Raw genomic sequence first — 18,913 nt, 5'->3', positions numbered from 1 at the left:
CTTTCGCGGGGCAAGCCCGCTCCTACAGGGATTTATATAACGGCGACTATTGCGTGGGAGCGGGCTTGCCCCGCGATACAGTCGAGAGATCAATTAATTTCCAACTAGCGACAGCTGCGTCAGTCTAGGCGCCGCTCGTAACTTCGCGACTTCAGGAGGCCGAACGCAGGTCTTGCGGAGGGAGGTGACGGGCATGGATGCCCGTCAAGCGCTGGGGCCCAGGATGGGCCCTGCAGCGCGGTCCTCCCGGGAGCAAGGCCGGAGTGAGGGAACCCGGAGCGAAGCGCAGGGCCGGATGAATGGAGCGAGGATTTTTTGGTGACTTTTTGATCCTTCAAAAAGTTACCCGCCGTAAGGGCGGAAAGGTGACTATGCGTCGACATCGCAAATGAATGCGTCTACAACGTCAAAAACAAACACCACCAAAAACCAACTAACAATCAAGCCTTCAGAGCCTTCTTGGGATATATATCGTACCGACTCGACTTCCCCTCCAGACTATGACTCGGCTTGGCCCCCTCGATAACAGGCGCCTTGCGCGGCCGCTTGACCACCACCCGATGCGTGGCAAGCGCCAAAGCCGCCTCGAGCAACGCCGGTGCATCCAGGTCATCGCCGACCAAAGGCCTGAACACCCGCATTTCCTTCTTCACCAACGCACTCTTGTCCCGATGCGGAAACATCGGATCCAGGTAGATCACCTGCGGCGCCTCCCCCTCCCAAGCCCGCATCCGCTCGATGGCATTGCCCGTCAGCAACCGCATGCGCGCAACGATCGGTCCGATCTCCTCGTCCCCACGCGCCCGCGCCAGACCATCCTCCAGCAGCGCAGCGATCAACGGCTGACGCTCGATCAGGGTCATCTGGCAACCCAGGCTGGCCAGCACAAACGCATCCTTGCCCAGCCCCGCCGTGGCATCGAGCACCTGCGGCCGCACGCCCTGGGCGATGCCCACGGCCTTGGCGATCATCTGCCCATTGCCACCCCCGTACAACCGCCGGTGCGCCGCCTGCCCCTCGACGAAATCCACCCGCACCGGCCCCGGCGCCTGCGGCCCGAGCTGCTGGATCTGCAGCCCCTCGTCCCCCAGCTGCACGGCGAATTCCGCGGTTTCATCGACCAACGGCAAGCCCAGCCGCTCGGCCCATGCCTCGGCCTGTGCCTGGAACTGCGGGGCCAGTGCCTCGACCCTGATACCTGCGCCCTGCTGCTGATCTACCATCCGTTCCCGCACTCGAAATAAATTAATGAAACCCCGGCCAGAGCCGATACAGGCAATATCCCGCTATTCTGCCAGAGCTCAACGTCCGCGACTGCCATGTCAGACACTCTTCCCATCGGCTTGACCTACTTGTCGCCTGTCGGCAACTACGGTCGACAGAATACCCAGGCACTGGGTGGCGTCAGCCACCTGTGGCAGGATTTCTTCGCCCAGGCCATGGCAGAGCAATCGCAAGGCGAAGTCGACACCTTCAGCCAGGCGCTGATGCAGTGCGACCAGGACAGCGGCGAACCGGTCGGCGGCGCCCGCGCCCTGGCCCTGATCGATGCCCAGCGCACCCTGCCTGTTCACGACACCGAAGTGGCTCCGCCTGAGCCGCTGTTCCTGCCCAAGGCAGAACTGGAAGCCAAGCTGCTGCCGCCCGCCCCCGAACCCTTCGACACCGTCGAACTGATCGAGCAACAGCGCCAGCTCGATATCAGCAACAGCTGGCTGCGCCCTGTGGTCATGAGCCAGGGCCACCCCACCGCCGAGCCCGGCCCCGGCCCATCGCCACGGCCGCTGTTCCTGCCGATCGCCGAGTTCGAGACCAACCTGCTCGACCCTGCGCCCGAACCCTTCGACGAGCAGACGCTGGCCAAGCAACAGAACGACCTGGAGTTCGATATCCACTGGGCGCGCCCGGTGGTGCTGAACAACGTGCGCGTACACGCCTGAGTTCAACGGCAGATCTGCCAGAAACCCATGTCCAGGTGAAAGTGGTTGTGGTGCGCGGCGTTGTAGTTCGGCCCCAAAGCCGTGCTGAAGCTCTCGCAGGCCGCCGCCTGAACTTGCCGCAGGAAGTCAGCCTTGGGGCCCTCTCCCCGCCAGTCCTGAGCCAGTACGATGCGCTGGCCATCCTTCAGGCGAAAACCGCTGATATCCAGCGCATTGGCCGTGGCATGCTGGCTGAGCCGGCCTTGCTTGCGGTGGTAGACATTGCGGCAGGCGAAACTGCCCAGATGATCGACCTGGACCACCGGCTGACCGAACACCCGCTGCGCCGCCGGCTGCAATCCATGCACTTCGAACAGCGCATAGGCCACCGCCAGCGGACAACTGGCGAGGAAACTGCTGCTCAAGCGCGCCTGTCCTCCCTCCACACGCCAGACGTTGCGCAACGGGCAAGCGGCCTGCGGCGGGCTGTCACTCTGCGGTCGATACCGCAGCGGGGTGGTCTGCAACGCCTGGCGGCATAGCTCGGGATCGTCGCGCAGGCGCGACAGCTTGTAGGGCGTCAGCAGATTCGGAGGATGCCGCACATCCAGGGCAGCCCAGGGGTTCCAGGCATCCGGTAGACGCCAGCCCGACAACCAGGCGAGCAGCACAACCAGCAACAGGCCGCCCAGCAGGGTGAACATTCTGCGCATGCGACCTCAGCGACGGAACAGATCGTTGAGCTGGGCGAAAGGCAGGGCCTGCTCGCCATAGCCGAAGGTGCCCAGCTCGCGGATCTCCAGCGCAGCCCGCTGGAAAGCGCCCAACGCCGCCCGCGCCAGCGAGGAGCCGACACTGATGCGCTTCACCCCCAGGTCCTGCAACTGGTTCACACTCAAGGGCACGCCTGCCATGCCCATCAACACATTCACAGGCCTGGGGGCCACGGCCTGCACCACCGCGCGGATCTCATCGACTCTGCGCAGACCGGGCGCGTACAGCACATCCGCTCCGGCCTCGGCATAGGCCTGCAACCGGCGGATGGTGTCGTCCAGGTCGAGGCGCCCGTGCAGCAGGTTCTCGGCGCGGGCACAGAGGGTGAAGGGGAAGGCCAGGCTGCGGGCGGCCGTAACGGCGGCACGCACCCGTGCCACGGAGTGTTCGAAATCGTAGATCGGCGCATCGTTGCGACCGCTGGCATCCTCGATCGAACCACCCACCAGCCCCGCCTCGGCAGCGCGCAGGATGGTCTGCGCGCAGTCTTCCGGCAGATCGCCGAAGCCGTTTTCCAGGTCCGCCGCCACCGGCAACGGCGTGGCATCGACGATGGCGCGGGCATTGTCGAGGGTCTCCTCGAGCGTCAGCGCGCCTTCGGCATCCGGCCGTCCGAGGCTGAACGCCAACCCGGCACTGGTGGTGGCCAGCGCTTCGAAACCCAGGCTGGCCAGCAACCGTGCGGAGCCGCCATCCCACGGGTTGGGAATGACGAACGCGCCATCACGCTCATGCAGTGCCTTGAAGGCTTCGGCTCGCAGGGTTTGCACATCCATGGTTCAACCTCCGACAGTCAGATCACAGTAATCCCAGTTGTTCGACCTCAGGGGCGCGCGGCAATTCAGGCAGCGCCGCCAAGCCTGGCAACAGGGTCATCAGGCGCTGGTGAAAACGCTGCGCCAGTGCCGCAGCCAGGCGGTTGTCCGAGGTGTGCAGGAATACGTAGGGGCGGCGCCCCTCCTCAATCCAGGCGGCGACCTTGTCCACCCAGGGCGTGAGAAAGCGCTCATTGGCCTCGAGCTCGGGATGGCCGATGAAGCGCACCTGCGGGTGTTGGGTAAAGGCTGCCGGGCGCGGCGGTACCTTGGGCTTCTTGGCTTGGGCATGAAGCACGGCGGGCTCGCGCGAAGCGCAGCTGAACAGCGCACGCGGATCCAGGCAGATGCGTTCGACACTACGCTCATGCAACAGCCGGTTGAGCTGGCGCTCCTCCTCGCCACGGGCGAAGAATGCGTCGTTGCGCACCTCCACCGCCACCGGCACGCCGATCTCATCGAGGAAGTACGCAAGCTCGCCCAGGCGCGCCGGGCCGAACATCGCCGGCAATTGCAGCCAGTAAGGCGACACGCGCTCGCCCAAGGGGGCCATCAGTCGGGTGAAGTCCAGCGCCGAGTCGAGCTGTTCGCGCAGGTCGCCCGCGTGGCTGACATCCCCGGGAAACTTGGCGGTGAAGCGAAACCCCGCCGGCATGATCTGCGCCCAACGCTCGACCGTCGCTGGCGCGGGACGGGCATAGAACGTGGTGTTGCCTTCGACGGCGTTGAATACCTGGCTGTACAGCCCGAGGAATTCGCTGGTGCGAGCGTCGGCGGGGTACAGGTACTCGCGCCAGGCGTTTTCAGCCCAGGACGGGCAACCGAGGAAATAAGGGCGGGGTGATGGCGTCATCCATCAAATGTACAGGTCCAGCCCCAGTACTTCCATCTCCCAGTCGGTGAAGCCGGCAGTGGTCAGGTAGCTGGCCAGGGCCGTGGAGGTACGCCGGTCGCGGGCGCGGGGGTAGATCAGGTCCTGCTGGCGGGCCGGCAGGTTCTCGCCGCGACGGCTGGCACGGCTGACCTGTGCGTCGATGTCCTCGATGATCTCGGCATCGGCTTCGTCGATGGCTTCGTCACGCGCTGGCGCCTTGCGAGGCGTACGCTTGATGGGGTAGCTCTGTGAGGAGAAGCCGTCGATACGCATGACAGGAGCACTCAGGACCAATGATGGCAATTTAGCAGCATCAGGAATCCTTCGCTAATGCCCGAACTGATAACTGGACCACAGAACACACAAAAGGTTTTATCGTGAACGGCGATAGCCGACGAACTGCATTCAACGCGCCTTGGGCGTAGCCACATTATCGCGCAGATAGACCGGTTGCGCCTGCTCGGCGGCGACCGCCTCGCCCCGGGCCCAGGCGAAGCCGGCCAGGGCAAGGATGTCCAGGGCGCTGGGCAAGGCAACGGCGTCGCTCGCCGCGACCTGCACCGCCAGGCGCTCGGCGTAGCCCCAGCCGGTACCGGCGCCGAACCACTCGCCATCCAGACCTTGCGGTAGCGTTACCCGCTCGGGCGGCAGCACCATTTCCTGGTCGAGCAGGCGCATCTCACCCTGCTCGGCGCGGTAGCAACCCCAGTACACCTCGTCCATGCGCGCATCGATGGCCGCGGCCACCTGCTGCACGCCTCGCTCGCGCAGCGCGCCCTGGGCCAGGGCCGCCAGGTTGGATACCGGCAGCACCGGACGCTCGAGGGCAAAAGCCAGACCCTGGACCACGCCGATGGCGATACGCACGCCGGTGAAGGCGCCCGGGCCGCGACCGAAGGCGATGGCGTCCAGCGCGCTCAGCGCCACACCCGAGTCGGCCAGCAGCTGCTTGATCATCGGCAACAGCTTCTGCGCGTGCAGGCGTGGGGCCACCTCGTAGTGGCTGGTCACCTTGCCGTCGTGCAGCAGGGCGACGGAACAGGCTTCGGTGGCGGTATCCAGGGCCAGCAAGGTGGTCATCGAACGAGGTATCCAGGCAACAGGGGAAAAAGAGCGGCAGTATAAACGACAACGGCCCGCAAGCGGGCCGTTGTCGGACAAGGTCGACGGATCAGCTCAGGGCTGCCAGTACCTTGGCGGTGATCGACTCGACCGAGCCGACACCTTCGATGTGGCTGTACTTCGGCTTGCCGGCGTTGGCCGCCGACAGCTTCTGGTAGAAGTCCACCAGCGGCTTGGTCTGGCTGTGGTAGACCGACAGGCGGTGACGCACGGTTTCTTCCTTGTCGTCGTCGCGCTGGATCAGGTCTTCGCCGGTAACGTCATCCTTGCCTTCCACCTTCGGCGGGTTGTACTGGATGTGGTAGGTGCGACCCGAGGCCAGGTGCACGCGGCGACCGGCCATGCGGCCGACGATCTCTTCGTCGTCCACGGCGATCTCGACCACGGCGTCGATGTCGACACCGGCAGCGACCATGGCTTCAGCTTGCGGGATGGTACGCGGGAAGCCGTCGAACAGGCAGCCGTTGGCGCAGTCCGGTTGAGCGATGCGCTCCTTGACCAGGCTGATGATCAGCTCGTCGGAGACCAGCTGGCCGGCATCCATGACCTTTTTCAGCTCCAGGCCCAGCGGGGTGCCGGCCTTGACGGCGGCACGCAGCATGTCACCGGTGGAGATCTGCGGAATACCGAACTTCTCGGTGATGAACTTTGCCTGAGTACCTTTACCGGCCCCGGGAGCTCCCAGCAGAATTACGCGCATCTTGTGCTCCTCATATTTTTCTTTGCAAATCAACGGATTCGGCGCACAAGGCCAACTCCGGAAAATCGGACGAGACCGTAAAATCGGTCAAAAGGCTGCTCAAGATACACAGCGCCCGCCCCCCCGACAAGCGTCCAAAAGTGCCAGGAACGGGCCGCCCGCCGCTGGCCGGGGCACTGGTTGCGCCCGGCGCAACCGGCCATCGGGGGTTGGGTCGAGGCCAGCCCGGCTAATGACCACGACCGGCCTCGAACAACCTCAGCCGGTGTTGCGCAAACCTGCCGCGATCCCCGCCACGGTCACCAGCAAGGCCTGCTCCAACGGGCTGTCCAGAGCGGCTTCACGGCTGCGCGAGCGTGCCAGCAACTCGGCCTGCAGGCGGTGCAGCGGGTCCAGGTAGGTGTTGCGCAGACGGATGAATTCCAGGGTTTCCGGGCTGTGCGCCAGTAGCACCGGCTGCCCGGTCAGGCCCAGTACCACCTGGCACGACTGCGACAATAGGTCGCGCAGGTGCGCGCCCAACGGCAGCAGTTCGGGTTGCACCAGACGTTCGTCGTAGGCCTCGGCGATTTGTGCATCGGCCTTGGCCAGGACCATCTCCAGCATGTCGATGCGGGTGCGGAAGAACGGCCATTGCTCGCGCATCTGCGCCAGCAGCGCCCCCTGCCCGCGTGCCAGGGCATTGTTCAGCGCCGTTTCCCAGCCCAGCCAGGCCGGCAGCATCAGCCTTGTCTGGGTCCAGCCGAAGATCCACGGGATCGCCCGCAGGCTCTCGATGCCCCCGGCGCGGCGCTTGGCCGGCCGGCTGCCCAGCGGCAGACGGCCGAGCTCCTGCTCGGGGGTGGACTGGCGGAAGTACTCGACGAAGTCCGGGTTCTCGCGCACCACGCCGCGGTAGGCCTTGACGCCATCGGCGGCCAGCTGGTCCATCAATGCGCGCCAGGCCGGCTCCGGCGGTGGCGGCGGCAGCAGGGTCGCCTCCAGCACGGCGGCCAGGTAGAGGTTGAGGTTCTGCTCGGCAATGCCAGGCAAGCCGAACTTGAAGCGGATCATCTCGCCCTGCTCGGTGGTGCGGAAACGTCCGCCCACCGAGCCCGGCGGCTGCGACAGGATCGCCGCGTGGGCCGGTCCGCCACCGCGCCCGACCGTGCCGCCCCGGCCATGGAACAGCAGCAGCTCGACCTGATGCTCGCGACAGATGCGCACCAGGTTCTCCTGGGCGCGATACTGGGCCCAGGCCGCCGCGGTGGTGCCGGCGTCCTTGGCCGAGTCGGAATAGCCGATCATCACCTCCTGTGGCCCCTGCAGGCCTGCGCGATAACCCGGCAAACCGAGCAGGCGCTCCATCACCGGGCCCGCGTTGTCCAGGTCAGCCAGGGTCTCGAACAGCGGCACCACGCGCATCGACCGGGTCAGCCCGGCCTCCTTCAGCAGCAACTGCACCGCCAGCACATCGGAGGCCGCGCCGGCCATGGAGATCACGTACGACCCCAGCGACGCCGCAGGCGCGGCGGCGATCTCGCGGCAGGTGGCGAGCACCTCGGCCGTCTCGGCCTGGGGCTGGAAGTGCGCCGGCAACAGCGGGCGACGGTTTTTCAGCTCAGCCTGAAGGAACGTGATGCGTCGCTCCTCGTCCCACTCGGCATAGCGACCGAGGCCGAGGTAGTCGGTGATTTCCGACAGCGCGTCACGGTGACGGGCGGCATCCTGACGCACGTCCAGACGCACCAGGAACAGGCCGAAGGTCACCGCCCGACGCAGGCAGTCAAGCAACGGGCCGTCGGCGATCACACCCATGCCGCATTCATGCAGCGACTGGTAGGCCAGCTCCAGCGGCGCGATCAGCTCGCGATTGTCCACCAGCACCGCGGCGCTGGCCGGCTGCGTGCTCGTCAGCGAGGCATGGGCCCAGGCGCGGGTGGCACGCAGGCGGTCGCGCAGCTGCTTGAGCAGGGCGCGATAAGGCTCGGCGCTGTCGCCGACCTTGTCTTTCAGGGCGGCGCTGGCCTGCTGCATGGACAGCTCGGCGGCCAGGCCATCGATATCGCGCAGGAACAGGTCGGCGGCCATCCAGCGCGCCAGCAGCAGGACTTCGCGGGTGACCGCCGCCGTGACATTGGGGTTGCCGTCGCGGTCACCGCCCATCCAGGAGGCGAAGCGCACTGGCGCCGACTCCAGCGGCAGGCGCAGCCCAGTGGCCTCGAACAAGGCCGCGTCGACCTTGCGCAAGTGGTTGGGGATCGCCTGCCACAACGAATGCTCGATGACCGCGAAGCCCCACTTGGCTTCATCCACCGGAGTCGGCCGGGTGCGACGGATCTCCTCGGTGTGCCACGCTTCGGCAATCAGGCGGCGCAAGCGTTCGCGCACCTGTTGGCGCTCGCCGGGAACGAGGTCGCGGTGGTCCTGCGCGGCCAGTTGCGCGGCGATGGCGTCGTACTTCTGTATCAGGGTGCGGCGGGCCACCTCGGTGGGATGGGCGGTAAGCACCAGCTCGATGTTCAGCCTGGCCAGTTGCCGGGCCAGCTCATCGTTGCCGTGGCCCGCCGCCTTCAGCCGCGCCAGCAGTTCCGGCAGCACCCGCGCTTCGAAGGGCTCGGGCTGGTCGGCGTCGCGACGCCGAATCAGCTGGTACTGCTCGGCGATGTTGGCCAGGTTGAGAAACTGGTTGAACGCCCGCGCCACCGGCAGCAGGTCCTCCTCGGCCAGGTCACCCAGGGTCGAGCTCAGTCGCTCGCCCTGCCCGCGCCGGTCGGCCTTGGCGCTGTGGCGGATGTCCTCGATCTTCTGCAGGAACGCCTCGCCATGCTGCTGGCGGATGGTCTCGCCCAGCAGTTCTCCCAAAAGGTGCACATCCTCGCGCAAGCGCAGATCGATATCACTCATCAGCCTTCTCCACTCCAGGAAACCGCATGCGCCCAAGAGTGCCCACTCGCGCCTGCGCCTGGCAAGCCAGAAACGGCCAGAGCAACTAAAGTGAACACAGGACATCCGAAGCAATGCCATTACCAGGCTTTGACAGAGGTCATCATGAAAATTCGCCAACTCGCCCAGCACTGGGAACAGAACGCCGCCGGCCGCCTGAGCCCCACCGGCCATGTCCTGCACCTGGACATGGAAGCCGAAGCGCGCCTGGCCGCGCTGATCGACATGTACCCCAAGCGCAGCCCAGAGGAACTGCTGGGCGAACTGGTGGCGGCGGCGCTCGAGGAACTGGAGGCCAGCTTCCCCTACATCAAGGGCCAGCAGGTGATCGCCACCGACGAGGAAGGCGACCCGCTGTACGAGGACATCGGCCCGACGCCGCGCTTCCTGGCCCTCTCCCGGCGCCACCTGCAGGCCCTTGGCCGGGTGCGGGAAGAGCAGTCGCACTGAGCCTTTCCGGGTGCCGGGCAAGACCCGGCATACCGTCATCCACAGCGGAAGTTCCATGGAAATTCCGCTGACTGATTAGTCAGAAAAAAATACCTTTAGCGTGCAAATTTTTCTGAACTATTCAAAAAACGCCTCGGTCACAGCCAATAGCCATCACGGCAAAACCCTGTAAACACGGGCCTTTGCGCCCGACGCTGGCCACAGGGGAACAGCGATAGCCACGGCGTGGCATCGTCGTTTAACAGGAGTGACCCAATGGAGTTGACCACCATGAAGACCCGCATCGCACAACCTTCCTCCACTCACCTGCGCGGGCTCAAGCTGGCCGCGCTGGCCCTGGGCAGCAGCCTGGTGCTGGCCGGCTGCGCGGGCAAACCGCCGACCGAGCAATACGCCGTGACCCAATCGGCGGTCAACTCGGCGGTCAGTGCCGGTGGCACCGAGTTCGCCGCAGTGGAAATGAAGGCTGCCCAGGACAAGTTCAAGAAGGCCGAGATCGCCATGCACGACAAGCAGTACGACCAGGCCAAGCTGCTGGCCGAACAAGCTGAGTGGGACGCCCGCGTCGCCGAGCGCAAGGCCCAGGCGGCCAAGGCCCAGAAGGCCGTGCAGGATGCCCGCCAGGGTATCAACGATGTACGCGAGGAAGGCCTGCGCAGCGCCGAATGAGCCCTGCCCAGCCTCATGAGCCTTCGTTAACGATCAAAGGATGAACACTATGCGCAACTACGTCATGATTCCCGCCCTGCTGGCCCTGAGCGTGGGCCTCGCCGCCTGCTCCCACGACCCGAACGCCAACCTGGAGTCGGCCCGCACCAACTTCTCGGCCCTGCAGAGCGACCCGCAATCGAGCAAGGTGGCCGCACTCGAGACCAAGGACGCCCAGGACTGGTTGAACAAGGCCGACAAGGCCTACATGGAGCGCGAGGACTCGAAGAAAGTCGACCAGCTCGCCTACCTGACCAACCAGCGTGTCGAAGTGGCCAAGCAGACCATCGCCCTGCGCGGCGCCGAGGCCGAGCTCAAGAACGCCGCCGCCCAGCGCGCCCAGGCCAAGCTGGACGCCCGCGACGCGCAGATCAAGAAGCTGCAGGACAGCCTGAACGCCAAGCAGACTGACCGTGGCACCCTGGTGACCTTCGGTGACGTGCTGTTCGACTTCAACAAGGCCGTGCTCAAGAGCAGCGCCTACCCCAACGTCACCAAGCTGGCCCAGTTCCTCCAGGAGAACCCTGAGCGCAAGGTGATCGTCGAGGGCTACACCGACAGCGTCGGCTCGGCCAACTACAACCAGACCCTGTCCGAGCGCCGCGCCGCCGCCGTGCGTATGGCACTGGTACGTGCCGGCGTGGATCCCGCGCGCATCGTCGCCCAGGGTTATGGCAAGGAGTACCCGGTGGCCGACAACGGCAGCAACTCGGGCCGCGCGCAGAACCGTCGGGTGGAGGTGACCATCTCCAACGACAACCAGCCGGTGGCACCGCGGGCGGTGAGCCAAGTCCAATGAGGGCTGCTGTCTGAATGAAAAAACCCGCCTGATGGCGGGTTTTTTCATGCTTGACCTTCCGTCAAAAGCACCTTTGAAGACACCTTTAAAAGCACTAAACTGAGGCAACCGTCCTTCTCGACAAATGGGTTGATACAACTATGACCTACCCTGTCCTCGCCGATCTGGCAGCATCCATCACCGACCTTAAGAAAGACCCAATGGGCACCATTCGCCAAGCGCACGGTGAAACCGTGGTGATCCTCAATCGGAACGAGCCCGCCTTCTACGCAGTACCACCAGAGCGCTACGAGGCGATGATGGATCTGATTGACGATATCCAACTGGCCGAGCTGGTACGCCAGCGACTTGGCGGGCCTACCGTGAAGGTGGATATCGATGAGCTCATCGCCGACGCAGAGCGCGACAGCAAGCTACAACCTTGAGTTTGATTCACGAGCGCACAAGGAGTATCGCAAGCTCGAACCCACACTGCGCCTGCAGCTTGCCAAGAAACTCAAGGCCCGACTGGCTCAACCCAGAGTTGAAAAAGACCGGCTCAATAACATGGCTGATTGCTACAAGATCAAATTGAGATCAGCCGGCTACCGCTTGGTCTACCAGGTGATTGATCATCGCGTGGTAGTGCTTGTCATCGCGATCGGCAAACGTGAACGATGCGATGTCTATTCAGTCGCCAGCGCGCGATTGAACTGATCGGGCCGCATTGCAGCAGCCCCATCATTCACTGCACCTGCTGCGGCGTCTCCTGCCCCATGCAACGCACCGCGCGCTTGCGGTTGTCCACCAGCACGCCGGTCAGACCCTTCTGCTCGGTGTCGAACAGCACCAGCACACCATCGATGCACTGCGCCACCTGTGGCGCCGGCGTCAGCGAGAGCTTGTAGTCTTCGCCCGGAATGGTCTTGAGCATGGTGAAATCCTGCAGCAACAGCGCATCCTCGGGCTTGGCGAAATGCAGGTAGCCGTAGTACCAGAGGGCTCCCACCGTCACGATGATGCTGCCGACGCCGGTCAGGATCAGCGGGATGGCGTTGCGTTCTTCACTCATTGCTTGTTCTTCTCGTCAGGGTAGTTGGGTACTTCGGCCAGGCGGCGCAGGCCGTTGAAATGGGTAGGGTCTTCCAGGAAGCGCAGCATCACCTGGCGCCAGGTCGGGTCGGCGAAAGTCTGCACATGGTCGCCCCGGGTAAGCTGCAGCACCCGGGGCGGCGGCGCCTGGCGGTACAGGCGCAGTCCGTTGTCCAACGGCACGAGGTTGTCGTCGATGCTGTGGAAGAACAGCTTCGGCGGGCTGTCCAGGCGGGCGATCGAGTTGATCGCACTGTCGCCGTCCGGCACCAGCCACGACAGCGGCACTTGCAGTGGCCAGGTCATCCACGAAGTGCTCAGGGCATAACGCCCCACCGCCCGGTAGCTGGCCGGCACGCCATCGAACACCAGGGCGCTGAAGCGTCGGCGCTGCTCAGGGTGCTGGGCCAGGTAGTGGATGGCCATGGCCCCGCCGAGGCTCTGGCCCAGCAGCACCAGCGGCCTGCCCTTGGCTTGGGGCGCCTTGCCGAGCCAGTCCAGCGCCGCGCCGATGTCGCCATACACGTCAGGCAATGTCGGCTTGCCCTGGGACAGCCCATAGCCGCGATAGTCGATCATCAGCACCTGGTAGCCCTCTTTCGGCAACCAGTAGCTGCCGCCCAGGTGCCAGGCCAGGTTGCCGCCATTGCCATGCAGGTGCAGCACCGTGCCCTTGACCTCGACACCCTGCGGCACAGGCAGCCACCAGCCATGCAGACGCGTGCCGTCGGCGGCGTTGAGGGTCAGGTCCTGGTACTGCAGGTGGGCCATTTCCGGGGTGAACGGCTGGCCGGGCTCAGGGTAGAACAGCAGGCTGCTGCAGCCGCTCAACAGCAGCAACCCGAGGCCGAAGGCGAGGTGACGGCAGGCGTCAGAGAATGTTCGCGTAGTCGGCTTCAATACGGTCCAGGCTCAGGTGATTGAGGAAGTTGGAGAAGCACATCCAGGCCGACAGCGCGTTGAGGTCGCGGAACTGCTCGGGCAGGTACTTGGGCGGTTCGACCAGCCCTTCCTCGACCAGCTGGCGCAGCGTGCGCATGTCTTCCAGGGTGGTCTTGCCGCAGAACAGCAACGGGATCTGCTCGAGCTTGCCCTTCTTCACGGCCAACTGAATGTAGTTGTAAACCATGATGAAGCCCTTGAGGTAGGACAAGTCCTTGGTGAATGGCAGGCCATTGGGCACCGAACCACGGAACACCCGGCTGGCATTGCTGTAGCTCTGCCCCATCTCGAAGCCCTGGCCACGGAAAAACTCGAAGACCTGCAGGAAGTCGGCGCCCTCCTCCACCATGTGGATGGCACGGGTGCGGTTGGTGAGCTTGCGCAGGCGGCTGGGGTAGGAGGCGAAGGCGATCACCTCCATGAGGATGGCCAAGCCCTCCTGGGTCACCGTCGACGAGGGCGGGCCCTTGGCCAGGAAGGTGCAGATCGGCTGGTTCAGGCCGTTGAGGGTGGTGCCGACGTGCACCAGGCCTTCATGCACTTCCAGGGCGCGCACGTCGCGGCTGTTGAACATCGCGTCGGCGCGCACCTTGATGTAGTCGGCGCCGGCCGCGGCGTCAGCGACGATGCCGTCGGACTCGAACACGCGGATGGTCTCCTCGGCTTCGCCGAACACCTTGTTCAGGCGACGCTGAAGGATCGCCACCGCTTCCTTGGCCGTGAGGTTCTTCGGTTCGTCCTTCAGGTCGCCGCGACCGTCGATGTTGTTCAGGTAATCCGAGAGCATCAGGCCCAGGTCGGCCAGGGTCGGATCACCGGCGTGGAAGGCGTCGGAGGCGGCGCCGTAGAGCTCCTGGGAAATCAACCCGAAGTCCTCGGTGCCGCGTGCCTCGAGCATGCGCACCACCATGCGGTATTCCTTGCACATGCGCCGCATGATCTGCCCGACCGGGTTGAACTGGCCCAACTGCCGGGTGATGTCGCGCTCGATGCTCTGGAATTCGGCCTTCACCGCGCTGGAGTCGAACGACAGCGGGCGGCTCTGGTAGTAGGCACGGTCCACCGCCGGAGGCTCCTTGCCCTTGGCCTTGAGGAAGCCCTGGCGGATACCGTCGTCCCATTTCACTGCGTCAAGCACGCGGATCGGGGTCTGGGTGGCGACGATGCGGTCGGACAACGTGCGTATGGTCTGCTGGTACTCGTCCACGCGGGACTCCTTAACGGTTCAGATACGTGCCAGACCTTTTCGCGGGTAAAACCGCTCCCACAGGTTCAGCACCGTCGGCAAAGCTGCGCAGAGCGGGTTTACCCGCGAAAAGGCACACACTGTCGCCACTATTTGCCAACACGCTGGAAGCGCGCCACCTCGACGAACAGATCGGAGTTGGCGGGATCGTCCAGGTACGCCAGCACCCGCTCGGTCGGACTGTCGATCAGCACGCCCTCGCCGTTATCTTCCGGCACTTCGGTATTGCGCCCGCTCAGTTCTTTCTTTGCGACGGCCTGCTGCACCTGCTCGACATCGAGGTTGTAGACCACCAGCTGCTTGCCGTCGATCACCTCGAAGCCACCGATCAGGAAGTTGCCGCCCAGGCGCTTGGGCACGCCGGCCGACAGGTACCAGCGGTTGCCGTGCCGGGCCACGGTGAACGCGTACTCCTCGGGCGCCTTGCCCTGGGCGCGGGCCACCGCCTTGTAGGTGTTGCCGCCGGCGCGGCTGATGCTCAGCTTCAGCGGCTGGCCCCAGGCATCCTTGCTGCTCCACTGCCCGAGCAGGGCCTTAGGCGCCGGCTGGTTGGCCGGCAGCGGCTCGTCAAACGTCACCAGACAACCGCCCAGCAGGAGGAATGACAAGGTCAACAACACCACACGCCAGGCTTTCATCAGGTTCTCCTTGAAAAGTCGTTCGCCACTCAGGCCGAGGCCAGCACCATCTGCAGGTATCGGACAAGGATAGCGAGCATCTGCTCATCGGCCTGCGCATTCGCATCCTTGAGCAGGCCCTGATATTCCATCTGCTCGATTATCGCCGTCAACATCTGGGCATCCTGCTCGGGCTGGCGCGAGCCAACCACCTGCAGGATCTGCCGCGCGCCATGCAGCAGGATCTGCTCGTGGGCCTGCACCAGTTCGGCCAGGCGTGGGCACAGCAGCGCCTCCTGGCGAAAGGCTTGCTCGGCCATGAGGAAATCGCGGCGGTTGTTCAGTTGGCGCAGGACGTAGTCTGCCAGCATGCGCGCCACTTCATCGGCCAGGTGCGCCCGGGCCTCGGGGGTGCCGTCGCCCTGGGCCAGCAACTGGCGCAGCACGCCTTCGGTGTTGGTCCACAGCTTGGCCATGTAGGCCGCGCTGCGTTCGACGTACTGGGCGAAGGTATCGGCCAGCAGGTCCTGGATGTCCTTGAAGTAGTAGGTGGTGGCCGACAGCGGTACAGCGGCCTCGGCGGCCACGGCGCGGTGGCGCACGCCGCGCACGCCATCGCGCACGACGATGCGCATGGCAGCGTCGAGGATCTGCTGGCGGCGCTGTTCGCTGCCCTGGCGGGCGGTCTTGCGGCCCTGGTACTGCACGCTCTCGGCGACGGCGGTGGCGATGCCGGCGGCGCCCTGGTGGGGCATTGCGGGGGTCACTGGAGGTACCTCATGAACAGTGGGTTGCCGGTGCCGGCCTCTTCGCGGGTAAACCCGCTCCCACAGGTTAAGTGCGACTCCCCTGTGGGAGCGGATTTACCCGCGAAGAGGCCAGCACAAACAACATAAAGCTTCAGGCATGAAAAAGCCGCCTCGAAAGGCGGCTTGTTCAGATCGCTCAGGCCTGTGGGCGCATGTGCGGGAACAGGATCACGTCGCGGATCGACGGCGAGTTGGTCAGCAGCATCACCAGACGGTCGATGCCGATGCCTTCACCGGCGGTCGGCGGCATGCCGTATTCCAGGGCGCGGACGAAGTCGGCGTCGTAGTGCATGGCCTCATCGTCACCGGCGTCCTTCTCGGCCACCTGGGCCAGGAAGCGCTCGGCCTGGTCTTCGGCATCGTTGAGCTCGGAGTAGGCGTTGGCGATCTCGCGGCCACCGATGAACAGCTCGAAGCGGTCGGTCACGGCCGGGTTGTCGTCGTTGCGACGGGCCAGCGGCGAGACTTCGAACGGGTACTCGGTGATGAAGTGCGGCTGTTCCAGCTTGTGCTCGACCAGCTCTTCGAAAATCATCACCTGCAGCTTGCCCAGGCCTTCGTGGCCGAGCACCTTGGCGCCGGCTTTCTTGGCGATCTCGCGAGCACGGTCGACGTCCTGCAGGTCGGCGGCGGTGAGCTGCGGGTTGTACTTGAGGATCGAGTCGAACACCGACAGGCGCACGAACGGCTCGCCGAAGTGGAACACCTTGTCGCCGTACGGCACGTCGGTGCTGCCCAGTACCAGCTGCGCCAGCTCGCGGAACAGTTCCTCGGTGAGGTCCATGTTGTCGCGGTAGTCGGCGTAGGCCTGGTAGAACTCGAGCATGGTGAATTCTGGGTTGTGACGAGTCGAAACGCCTTCGTTACGGAAGTTGCGGTTGATCTCGAACACCTTCTCGAAGCCACCGACCACCAGGCGCTTGAGGTACAGCTCCGGCGCAATGCGCAGGAACATGGCCATGTCCAGGGCGTTGTGGTGGGTTTCGAACGGCTTGGCCGCGGCGCCGCCTGGGATGGTCTGCAGCATCGGGGTTTCGACTTCGAGGAAGTCGCGCTCGATGAGGAACTTGCGGATGTGCGAGATCACCTGCGAACGCACACGGAAGGTGTGGCGGGTTTCCTCGTTGACCATCAGGTCGACGTAGCGCTGGCGGTAGCGCTGCTCGGTGTCGGTCAGGCCGTGGTGCTTGTCCGGCAGCGGGCGCAGCGACTTGGTCAGCAGGCGCACGTTGGTCATCTCGACGTACAGGTCGCCCTTGCCGGAACGGGCCAGGGTGCCTTCGGCGCTGATGATGTCGCCCAGGTCCCAGGTCTTGACCGCAGCCAGGGTTTCTTCTGGCAGGGTCTTGCGGTTGACGTAGACCTGGATGCGACCGGTCATGTCCTGGATGACCATGAACGAGCCACGGTTGAGCATGATGCGACCGGCGACCTTGACCGGAATGCCGGCTGCTTCCAGCTCTTCCTTGGTCTTGTCCGCGTACTGCTTCTGCAGATCGTTGCAGTAGCTGTCGCGGCGGAAGTCGTTGGGGAAGGCATTGCCCTTGGCGCGCTCGGCGGCAAGTTTTTCCTTGCGCAGGGCGATCAGGGCGTTTTCTTCCTGTTGCAGGTCTTGCGCTTCGGTCTTGAGGTCGCTCATGTCGTCATTCTTTCCATCAGGTGTTCGTTGCCCCTGTCGGGCAGGGCAGGCGATACCGGCCCGTCGGGCCTGGTATCGCGGCGGTGGTGTACGGGTTACAGGCCCTGCTTGAGGCTCGCTTCCAGGTATTCGTCGATATCACCGTCGAGCACCTTGTTGCAGTCGCTGCGCTCGACGCCGGTACGCAGGTCCTTGATGCGCGAGTCATCCAGTACGTAGGAGCGGATCTGGTGGCCCCAGCCGATGTCCGACTTGCTGTCTTCCAGGGCTTGCGAGGCGGCGTTGCGCTTTTGCATTTCCAGCTCGTACAACTTGGCCCGCAGCATTTTCATGGCGGTATCCTTGTTGGCGTGCTGCGAACGTTCGTTCTGGCAGGCCACCACGGTGTTGGTCGGTACGTGGGTGATACGTACGGCCGAGTCGGTGGTGTTGACGTGCTGACCACCGGCGCCCGAGGAGCGGTAGGTGTCGATGCGCAGGTCGGACGGGTTGATCTCGATCTCGACTTTGTCGTCGATCTCGGGCGAGACGAACACCGCCGAGAACGAGGTGTGGCGACGGGCCCCGGAGTCGAACGGGCTCTTGCGCACCAGGCGGTGCACGCCGATCTCGGTGCGCAGCCAGCCGAAGGCGTACTCGCCCTTGATGTGCACGGTGGCGCCCTTGATGCCGGCGACTTCGCCCTCGGACAGTTCGATGATGGTGGCGTCGAAGCCACGCTTGTCGGCCCAACGCAGGTACATGCGCAGCAGGATGTTGGCCCAGTCCTGGGCCTCGGTGCCGCCGGAGCCGGCCTGGATGTCCAGGTAGGCGTTGTTCGGGTCCATCTCGCCGCTGAACATGCGACGGAACTCGAGCAGGGCGAGGGATTCCTCCAGCCCTTGCAGCTCGGTCACGACATCGCTGACGGCGCCTTCGTCACCTTCTTCGACGGCCATGTCGAGCAGGTCCTTGCAGTCGCCAAGGCCATTGGACAGTTTGTCGAGGGTTTCGACCACCTGCGCCAGCATGGCGCGCTCGCGGCCCAGGGCCTGGGCGTATTCGGGCTTGTTCCAGACGGCGGCGTCTTCCAGCTCGCGGTTTACTTCGACCAGACGATCATGTTTGTGATCGTAGTCAAAGATACCCCCGAATAGACTGGGAACGCTCGGTGAGGTCCTTGATGGTGTTCAGGATCGGTTGGATTTCCATGGGCGGGCAGCTCTCGTGCGAATTCGGTGAAAAGCCCGCGAGTATAACCGAGTCTGGGGGCTGGCGGCAGACCCGCCGGGCGGTCTGGGCGCAAACCCCATTACGCCCTATTTCCGGCGTTGCCGTTGCCGTTGCCGTTGCCGTTGCCGTTGCCGATCAGGAGTCTAGCCCCATAACCCGCTAGCGACAGCTGCGTCATCCCAGGCGCCGCCCGTACCTTCGCGACTTCAGGAGGCCGAACGCAGGCCTTGCGGAGGGAGGTGACGGGCATGGATGCCCGTCAAGCGCTGGGGCGCAGGATGGGCCCTGCAG

21 protein-coding genes are annotated in these 18,913 nt (G+C 64.7%); 6 read left to right on the top strand and 15 right to left on the bottom strand.

Features of this window, described 5'->3' with window-relative positions; translation table 11 throughout:
• Positions 1-440: 440 nt before the first annotated feature.
• The gene (locus tag LU671_RS28170) at positions 441-1,223 is read right to left on the bottom strand and encodes a class I SAM-dependent methyltransferase (RefSeq protein WP_232857724.1); all 783 of its coding nucleotides are present in this window, start codon (positions 1,221-1,223) and stop codon (positions 441-443) included.
• Between the two features lie 96 nt (positions 1,224-1,319).
• Here LU671_RS28170 and LU671_RS28165 point away from each other — a divergent pair, with 96 nt between their 5' ends.
• Entirely contained in the window at positions 1,320-1,940 is a 621-nt protein-coding gene (locus tag LU671_RS28165; RefSeq protein ID WP_203651072.1) for an energy transducer TonB, read from the top strand.
• A 2-nt stretch (positions 1,941-1,942) separates the two neighbouring features.
• On the opposite strand, the gene LU671_RS28160 is transcribed toward LU671_RS28165, so the two are convergent.
• The 7 genes from LU671_RS28160 to ppc all read right to left on the bottom strand — a co-directional run bounded on the left by LU671_RS28160 (position 1,943) and on the right by ppc (position 9,090).
• Positions 1,943-2,623, bottom strand: coding sequence for an extensin-like domain-containing protein (locus tag LU671_RS28160; RefSeq protein ID WP_442800073.1), 681 nt, complete (start codon positions 2,621-2,623; stop codon positions 1,943-1,945).
• Positions 2,624-2,638: 15 nt separating this feature from the next.
• Positions 2,639-3,469 (bottom strand): isocitrate lyase/PEP mutase family protein, encoded by an 831-nt coding sequence (locus LU671_RS28155; RefSeq protein WP_232857722.1) that lies wholly within the window; start codon positions 3,467-3,469, stop codon positions 2,639-2,641.
• 22 nt (positions 3,470-3,491) lie between these two features.
• Positions 3,492-4,361 carry a DUF72 domain-containing protein gene (locus LU671_RS28150; protein WP_232857721.1) on the bottom strand — a complete coding sequence of 290 codons (870 nt, stop codon included), beginning with the start codon at positions 4,359-4,361 and terminating at the stop codon, positions 3,492-3,494.
• Between the two features lie 3 nt (positions 4,362-4,364).
• Positions 4,365-4,655, bottom strand: a complete 291-nt coding sequence (locus tag LU671_RS28145) for a hypothetical protein (RefSeq protein WP_203651067.1) — start codon at positions 4,653-4,655, stop codon at positions 4,365-4,367.
• A 132-nt stretch (positions 4,656-4,787) separates the two neighbouring features.
• A complete protein-coding gene (tsaB, locus tag LU671_RS28140) occupies positions 4,788-5,462 on the bottom strand; it encodes a tRNA (adenosine(37)-N6)-threonylcarbamoyltransferase complex dimerization subunit type 1 TsaB (RefSeq protein ID WP_232857720.1) in 675 nt (224 codons plus the stop codon).
• A 91-nt stretch (positions 5,463-5,553) separates the two neighbouring features.
• Complete coding sequence (gene adk / locus LU671_RS28135; protein ID WP_028691565.1) at positions 5,554-6,204, bottom strand: adenylate kinase; 651 nt, start codon at positions 6,202-6,204, stop codon at positions 5,554-5,556.
• Positions 6,205-6,462: 258 nt separating this feature from the next.
• Positions 6,463-9,090 (bottom strand): phosphoenolpyruvate carboxylase, encoded by a 2,628-nt coding sequence (gene ppc / locus LU671_RS28130; RefSeq protein WP_232857719.1) that lies wholly within the window; start codon positions 9,088-9,090, stop codon positions 6,463-6,465.
• 144 nt (positions 9,091-9,234) lie between these two features.
• On the opposite strand from ppc, the gene LU671_RS28125 reads away from it, so the two are divergent.
• The 5 genes from LU671_RS28125 (at position 9,235) to LU671_RS28105 (ending at position 11,782) form a co-directional block, all read left to right on the top strand.
• Entirely contained in the window at positions 9,235-9,579 is a 345-nt protein-coding gene (locus LU671_RS28125; protein WP_050704382.1) for a hypothetical protein, read from the top strand.
• A gap of 255 nt (positions 9,580-9,834) precedes the next feature.
• A complete protein-coding gene (locus LU671_RS28120) occupies positions 9,835-10,248 on the top strand; it encodes a DUF4398 domain-containing protein (protein WP_028691568.1) in 414 nt (137 codons plus the stop codon).
• 49 nt (positions 10,249-10,297) lie between these two features.
• Complete coding sequence (locus LU671_RS28115) at positions 10,298-11,086, top strand: OmpA family protein (RefSeq protein WP_232857718.1); 789 nt, start codon at positions 10,298-10,300, stop codon at positions 11,084-11,086.
• 140 nt (positions 11,087-11,226) lie between these two features.
• A complete protein-coding gene (locus LU671_RS28110) occupies positions 11,227-11,511 on the top strand; it encodes a type II toxin-antitoxin system Phd/YefM family antitoxin (protein WP_232857717.1) in 285 nt (94 codons plus the stop codon).
• A complete protein-coding gene (locus tag LU671_RS28105; RefSeq protein WP_232857716.1) occupies positions 11,465-11,782 on the top strand; it encodes a type II toxin-antitoxin system RelE family toxin in 318 nt (105 codons plus the stop codon). Before LU671_RS28110 ends, LU671_RS28105 begins: the two co-directional genes overlap by 47 nt.
• A gap of 28 nt (positions 11,783-11,810) precedes the next feature.
• Here the strand turns inward: LU671_RS28105 and LU671_RS28100 are convergent, their stop codons facing one another.
• The 7 genes from LU671_RS28100 to prfB form a co-directional block, all read right to left on the bottom strand.
• Positions 11,811-12,137 (bottom strand): hypothetical protein, encoded by a 327-nt coding sequence (locus LU671_RS28100; RefSeq protein ID WP_186659985.1) that lies wholly within the window; start codon positions 12,135-12,137, stop codon positions 11,811-11,813.
• Entirely contained in the window at positions 12,134-13,057 is a 924-nt protein-coding gene (locus LU671_RS28095; RefSeq protein WP_232857715.1) for an alpha/beta hydrolase, read from the bottom strand. The genes LU671_RS28100 and LU671_RS28095 overlap by 4 nt, the downstream gene beginning before the upstream one ends.
• Complete coding sequence (locus tag LU671_RS28090) at positions 13,029-14,306, bottom strand: flavohemoglobin expression-modulating QEGLA motif protein (RefSeq protein WP_232857714.1); 1,278 nt, start codon at positions 14,304-14,306, stop codon at positions 13,029-13,031. Before LU671_RS28090 ends, LU671_RS28095 begins: the two co-directional genes overlap by 29 nt.
• Before the next feature lie 128 nt (positions 14,307-14,434).
• On the bottom strand, positions 14,435-14,983 hold the full coding sequence (locus LU671_RS28085; protein ID WP_232857713.1) for a hypothetical protein: 549 nt from the start codon (positions 14,981-14,983) through the stop codon (positions 14,435-14,437).
• Between the two features lie 29 nt (positions 14,984-15,012).
• Entirely contained in the window at positions 15,013-15,717 is a 705-nt protein-coding gene (locus LU671_RS28080) for a TetR/AcrR family transcriptional regulator (protein ID WP_062574968.1), read from the bottom strand.
• 190 nt (positions 15,718-15,907) lie between these two features.
• Positions 15,908-17,410 (bottom strand): lysine--tRNA ligase, encoded by a 1,503-nt coding sequence (gene lysS, locus LU671_RS28075; protein ID WP_232857712.1) that lies wholly within the window; start codon positions 17,408-17,410, stop codon positions 15,908-15,910.
• Positions 17,411-17,505: 95 nt separating this feature from the next.
• A protein-coding gene (gene prfB / locus LU671_RS28070) for a peptide chain release factor 2 (RefSeq protein WP_203651053.1) occupies positions 17,506-18,601 on the bottom strand; the annotation gives its coding sequence in 2 pieces (ribosomal slippage) (positions 17,506-18,528 and positions 18,530-18,601; 1,095 coding nt in all).
• Positions 18,602-18,913: the final 312 nt, after the last annotated feature.

The organism is Pseudomonas sp. NMI760_13, assembly GCF_021283245.1.
In the GTDB taxonomy this organism is placed as follows: Bacteria; Pseudomonadota; Gammaproteobacteria; order Pseudomonadales; family Pseudomonadaceae; genus Aquipseudomonas; species Aquipseudomonas peradeniyensis.
The sequence above is the reverse complement of the archived record's forward strand: the minus strand, read 5'-3'. Positions and strand labels throughout refer to the sequence as shown.

Excerpts from the sequence above, each read along its gene's own strand:
- LU671_RS28150 (WP_232857721.1), bottom strand. The coding sequence starts at position 4,361 with ATGACGCCATCACCCCGCCCTTATTTCCTCGGTTGCCCGTCCTGGGCT.
- LU671_RS28105 (WP_232857716.1), top strand. The coding sequence starts at position 11,465 with ATGAGCTCATCGCCGACGCAGAGCGCGACAGCAAGCTACAACCTTGAG.
- tsaB (WP_232857720.1), bottom strand. The coding sequence starts at position 5,462 with ATGACCACCTTGCTGGCCCTGGATACCGCCACCGAAGCCTGTTCCGTC.
- LU671_RS28155 (WP_232857722.1), bottom strand. The coding sequence starts at position 3,469 with ATGGATGTGCAAACCCTGCGAGCCGAAGCCTTCAAGGCACTGCATGAG.
- LU671_RS28170 (WP_232857724.1), bottom strand. The coding sequence starts at position 1,223 with ATGGTAGATCAGCAGCAGGGCGCAGGTATCAGGGTCGAGGCACTGGCC.
- LU671_RS28115 (WP_232857718.1), top strand. The coding sequence starts at position 10,298 with ATGCGCAACTACGTCATGATTCCCGCCCTGCTGGCCCTGAGCGTGGGC.
- LU671_RS28145 (WP_203651067.1), bottom strand. The coding sequence starts at position 4,655 with ATGCGTATCGACGGCTTCTCCTCACAGAGCTACCCCATCAAGCGTACG.
- LU671_RS28110 (WP_232857717.1), top strand. The coding sequence starts at position 11,227 with ATGACCTACCCTGTCCTCGCCGATCTGGCAGCATCCATCACCGACCTT.
- LU671_RS28120 (WP_028691568.1), top strand. The coding sequence starts at position 9,835 with ATGGAGTTGACCACCATGAAGACCCGCATCGCACAACCTTCCTCCACT.
- LU671_RS28160 (WP_442800073.1), bottom strand. The coding sequence starts at position 2,623 with ATGTTCACCCTGCTGGGCGGCCTGTTGCTGGTTGTGCTGCTCGCCTGG.
- adk (WP_028691565.1), bottom strand. The coding sequence starts at position 6,204 with ATGCGCGTAATTCTGCTGGGAGCTCCCGGGGCCGGTAAAGGTACTCAG.
- LU671_RS28085 (WP_232857713.1), bottom strand. The coding sequence starts at position 14,983 with ATGAAAGCCTGGCGTGTGGTGTTGTTGACCTTGTCATTCCTCCTGCTG.
- LU671_RS28100 (WP_186659985.1), bottom strand. The coding sequence starts at position 12,137 with ATGAGTGAAGAACGCAACGCCATCCCGCTGATCCTGACCGGCGTCGGC.
- lysS (WP_232857712.1), bottom strand. The coding sequence starts at position 17,410 with ATGAGCGACCTCAAGACCGAAGCGCAAGACCTGCAACAGGAAGAAAAC.
- LU671_RS28080 (WP_062574968.1), bottom strand. The coding sequence starts at position 15,717 with ATGCCCCACCAGGGCGCCGCCGGCATCGCCACCGCCGTCGCCGAGAGC.
- ppc (WP_232857719.1), bottom strand. The coding sequence starts at position 9,090 with ATGAGTGATATCGATCTGCGCTTGCGCGAGGATGTGCACCTTTTGGGA.
- LU671_RS28165 (WP_203651072.1), top strand. The coding sequence starts at position 1,320 with ATGTCAGACACTCTTCCCATCGGCTTGACCTACTTGTCGCCTGTCGGC.
- LU671_RS28125 (WP_050704382.1), top strand. The coding sequence starts at position 9,235 with ATGAAAATTCGCCAACTCGCCCAGCACTGGGAACAGAACGCCGCCGGC.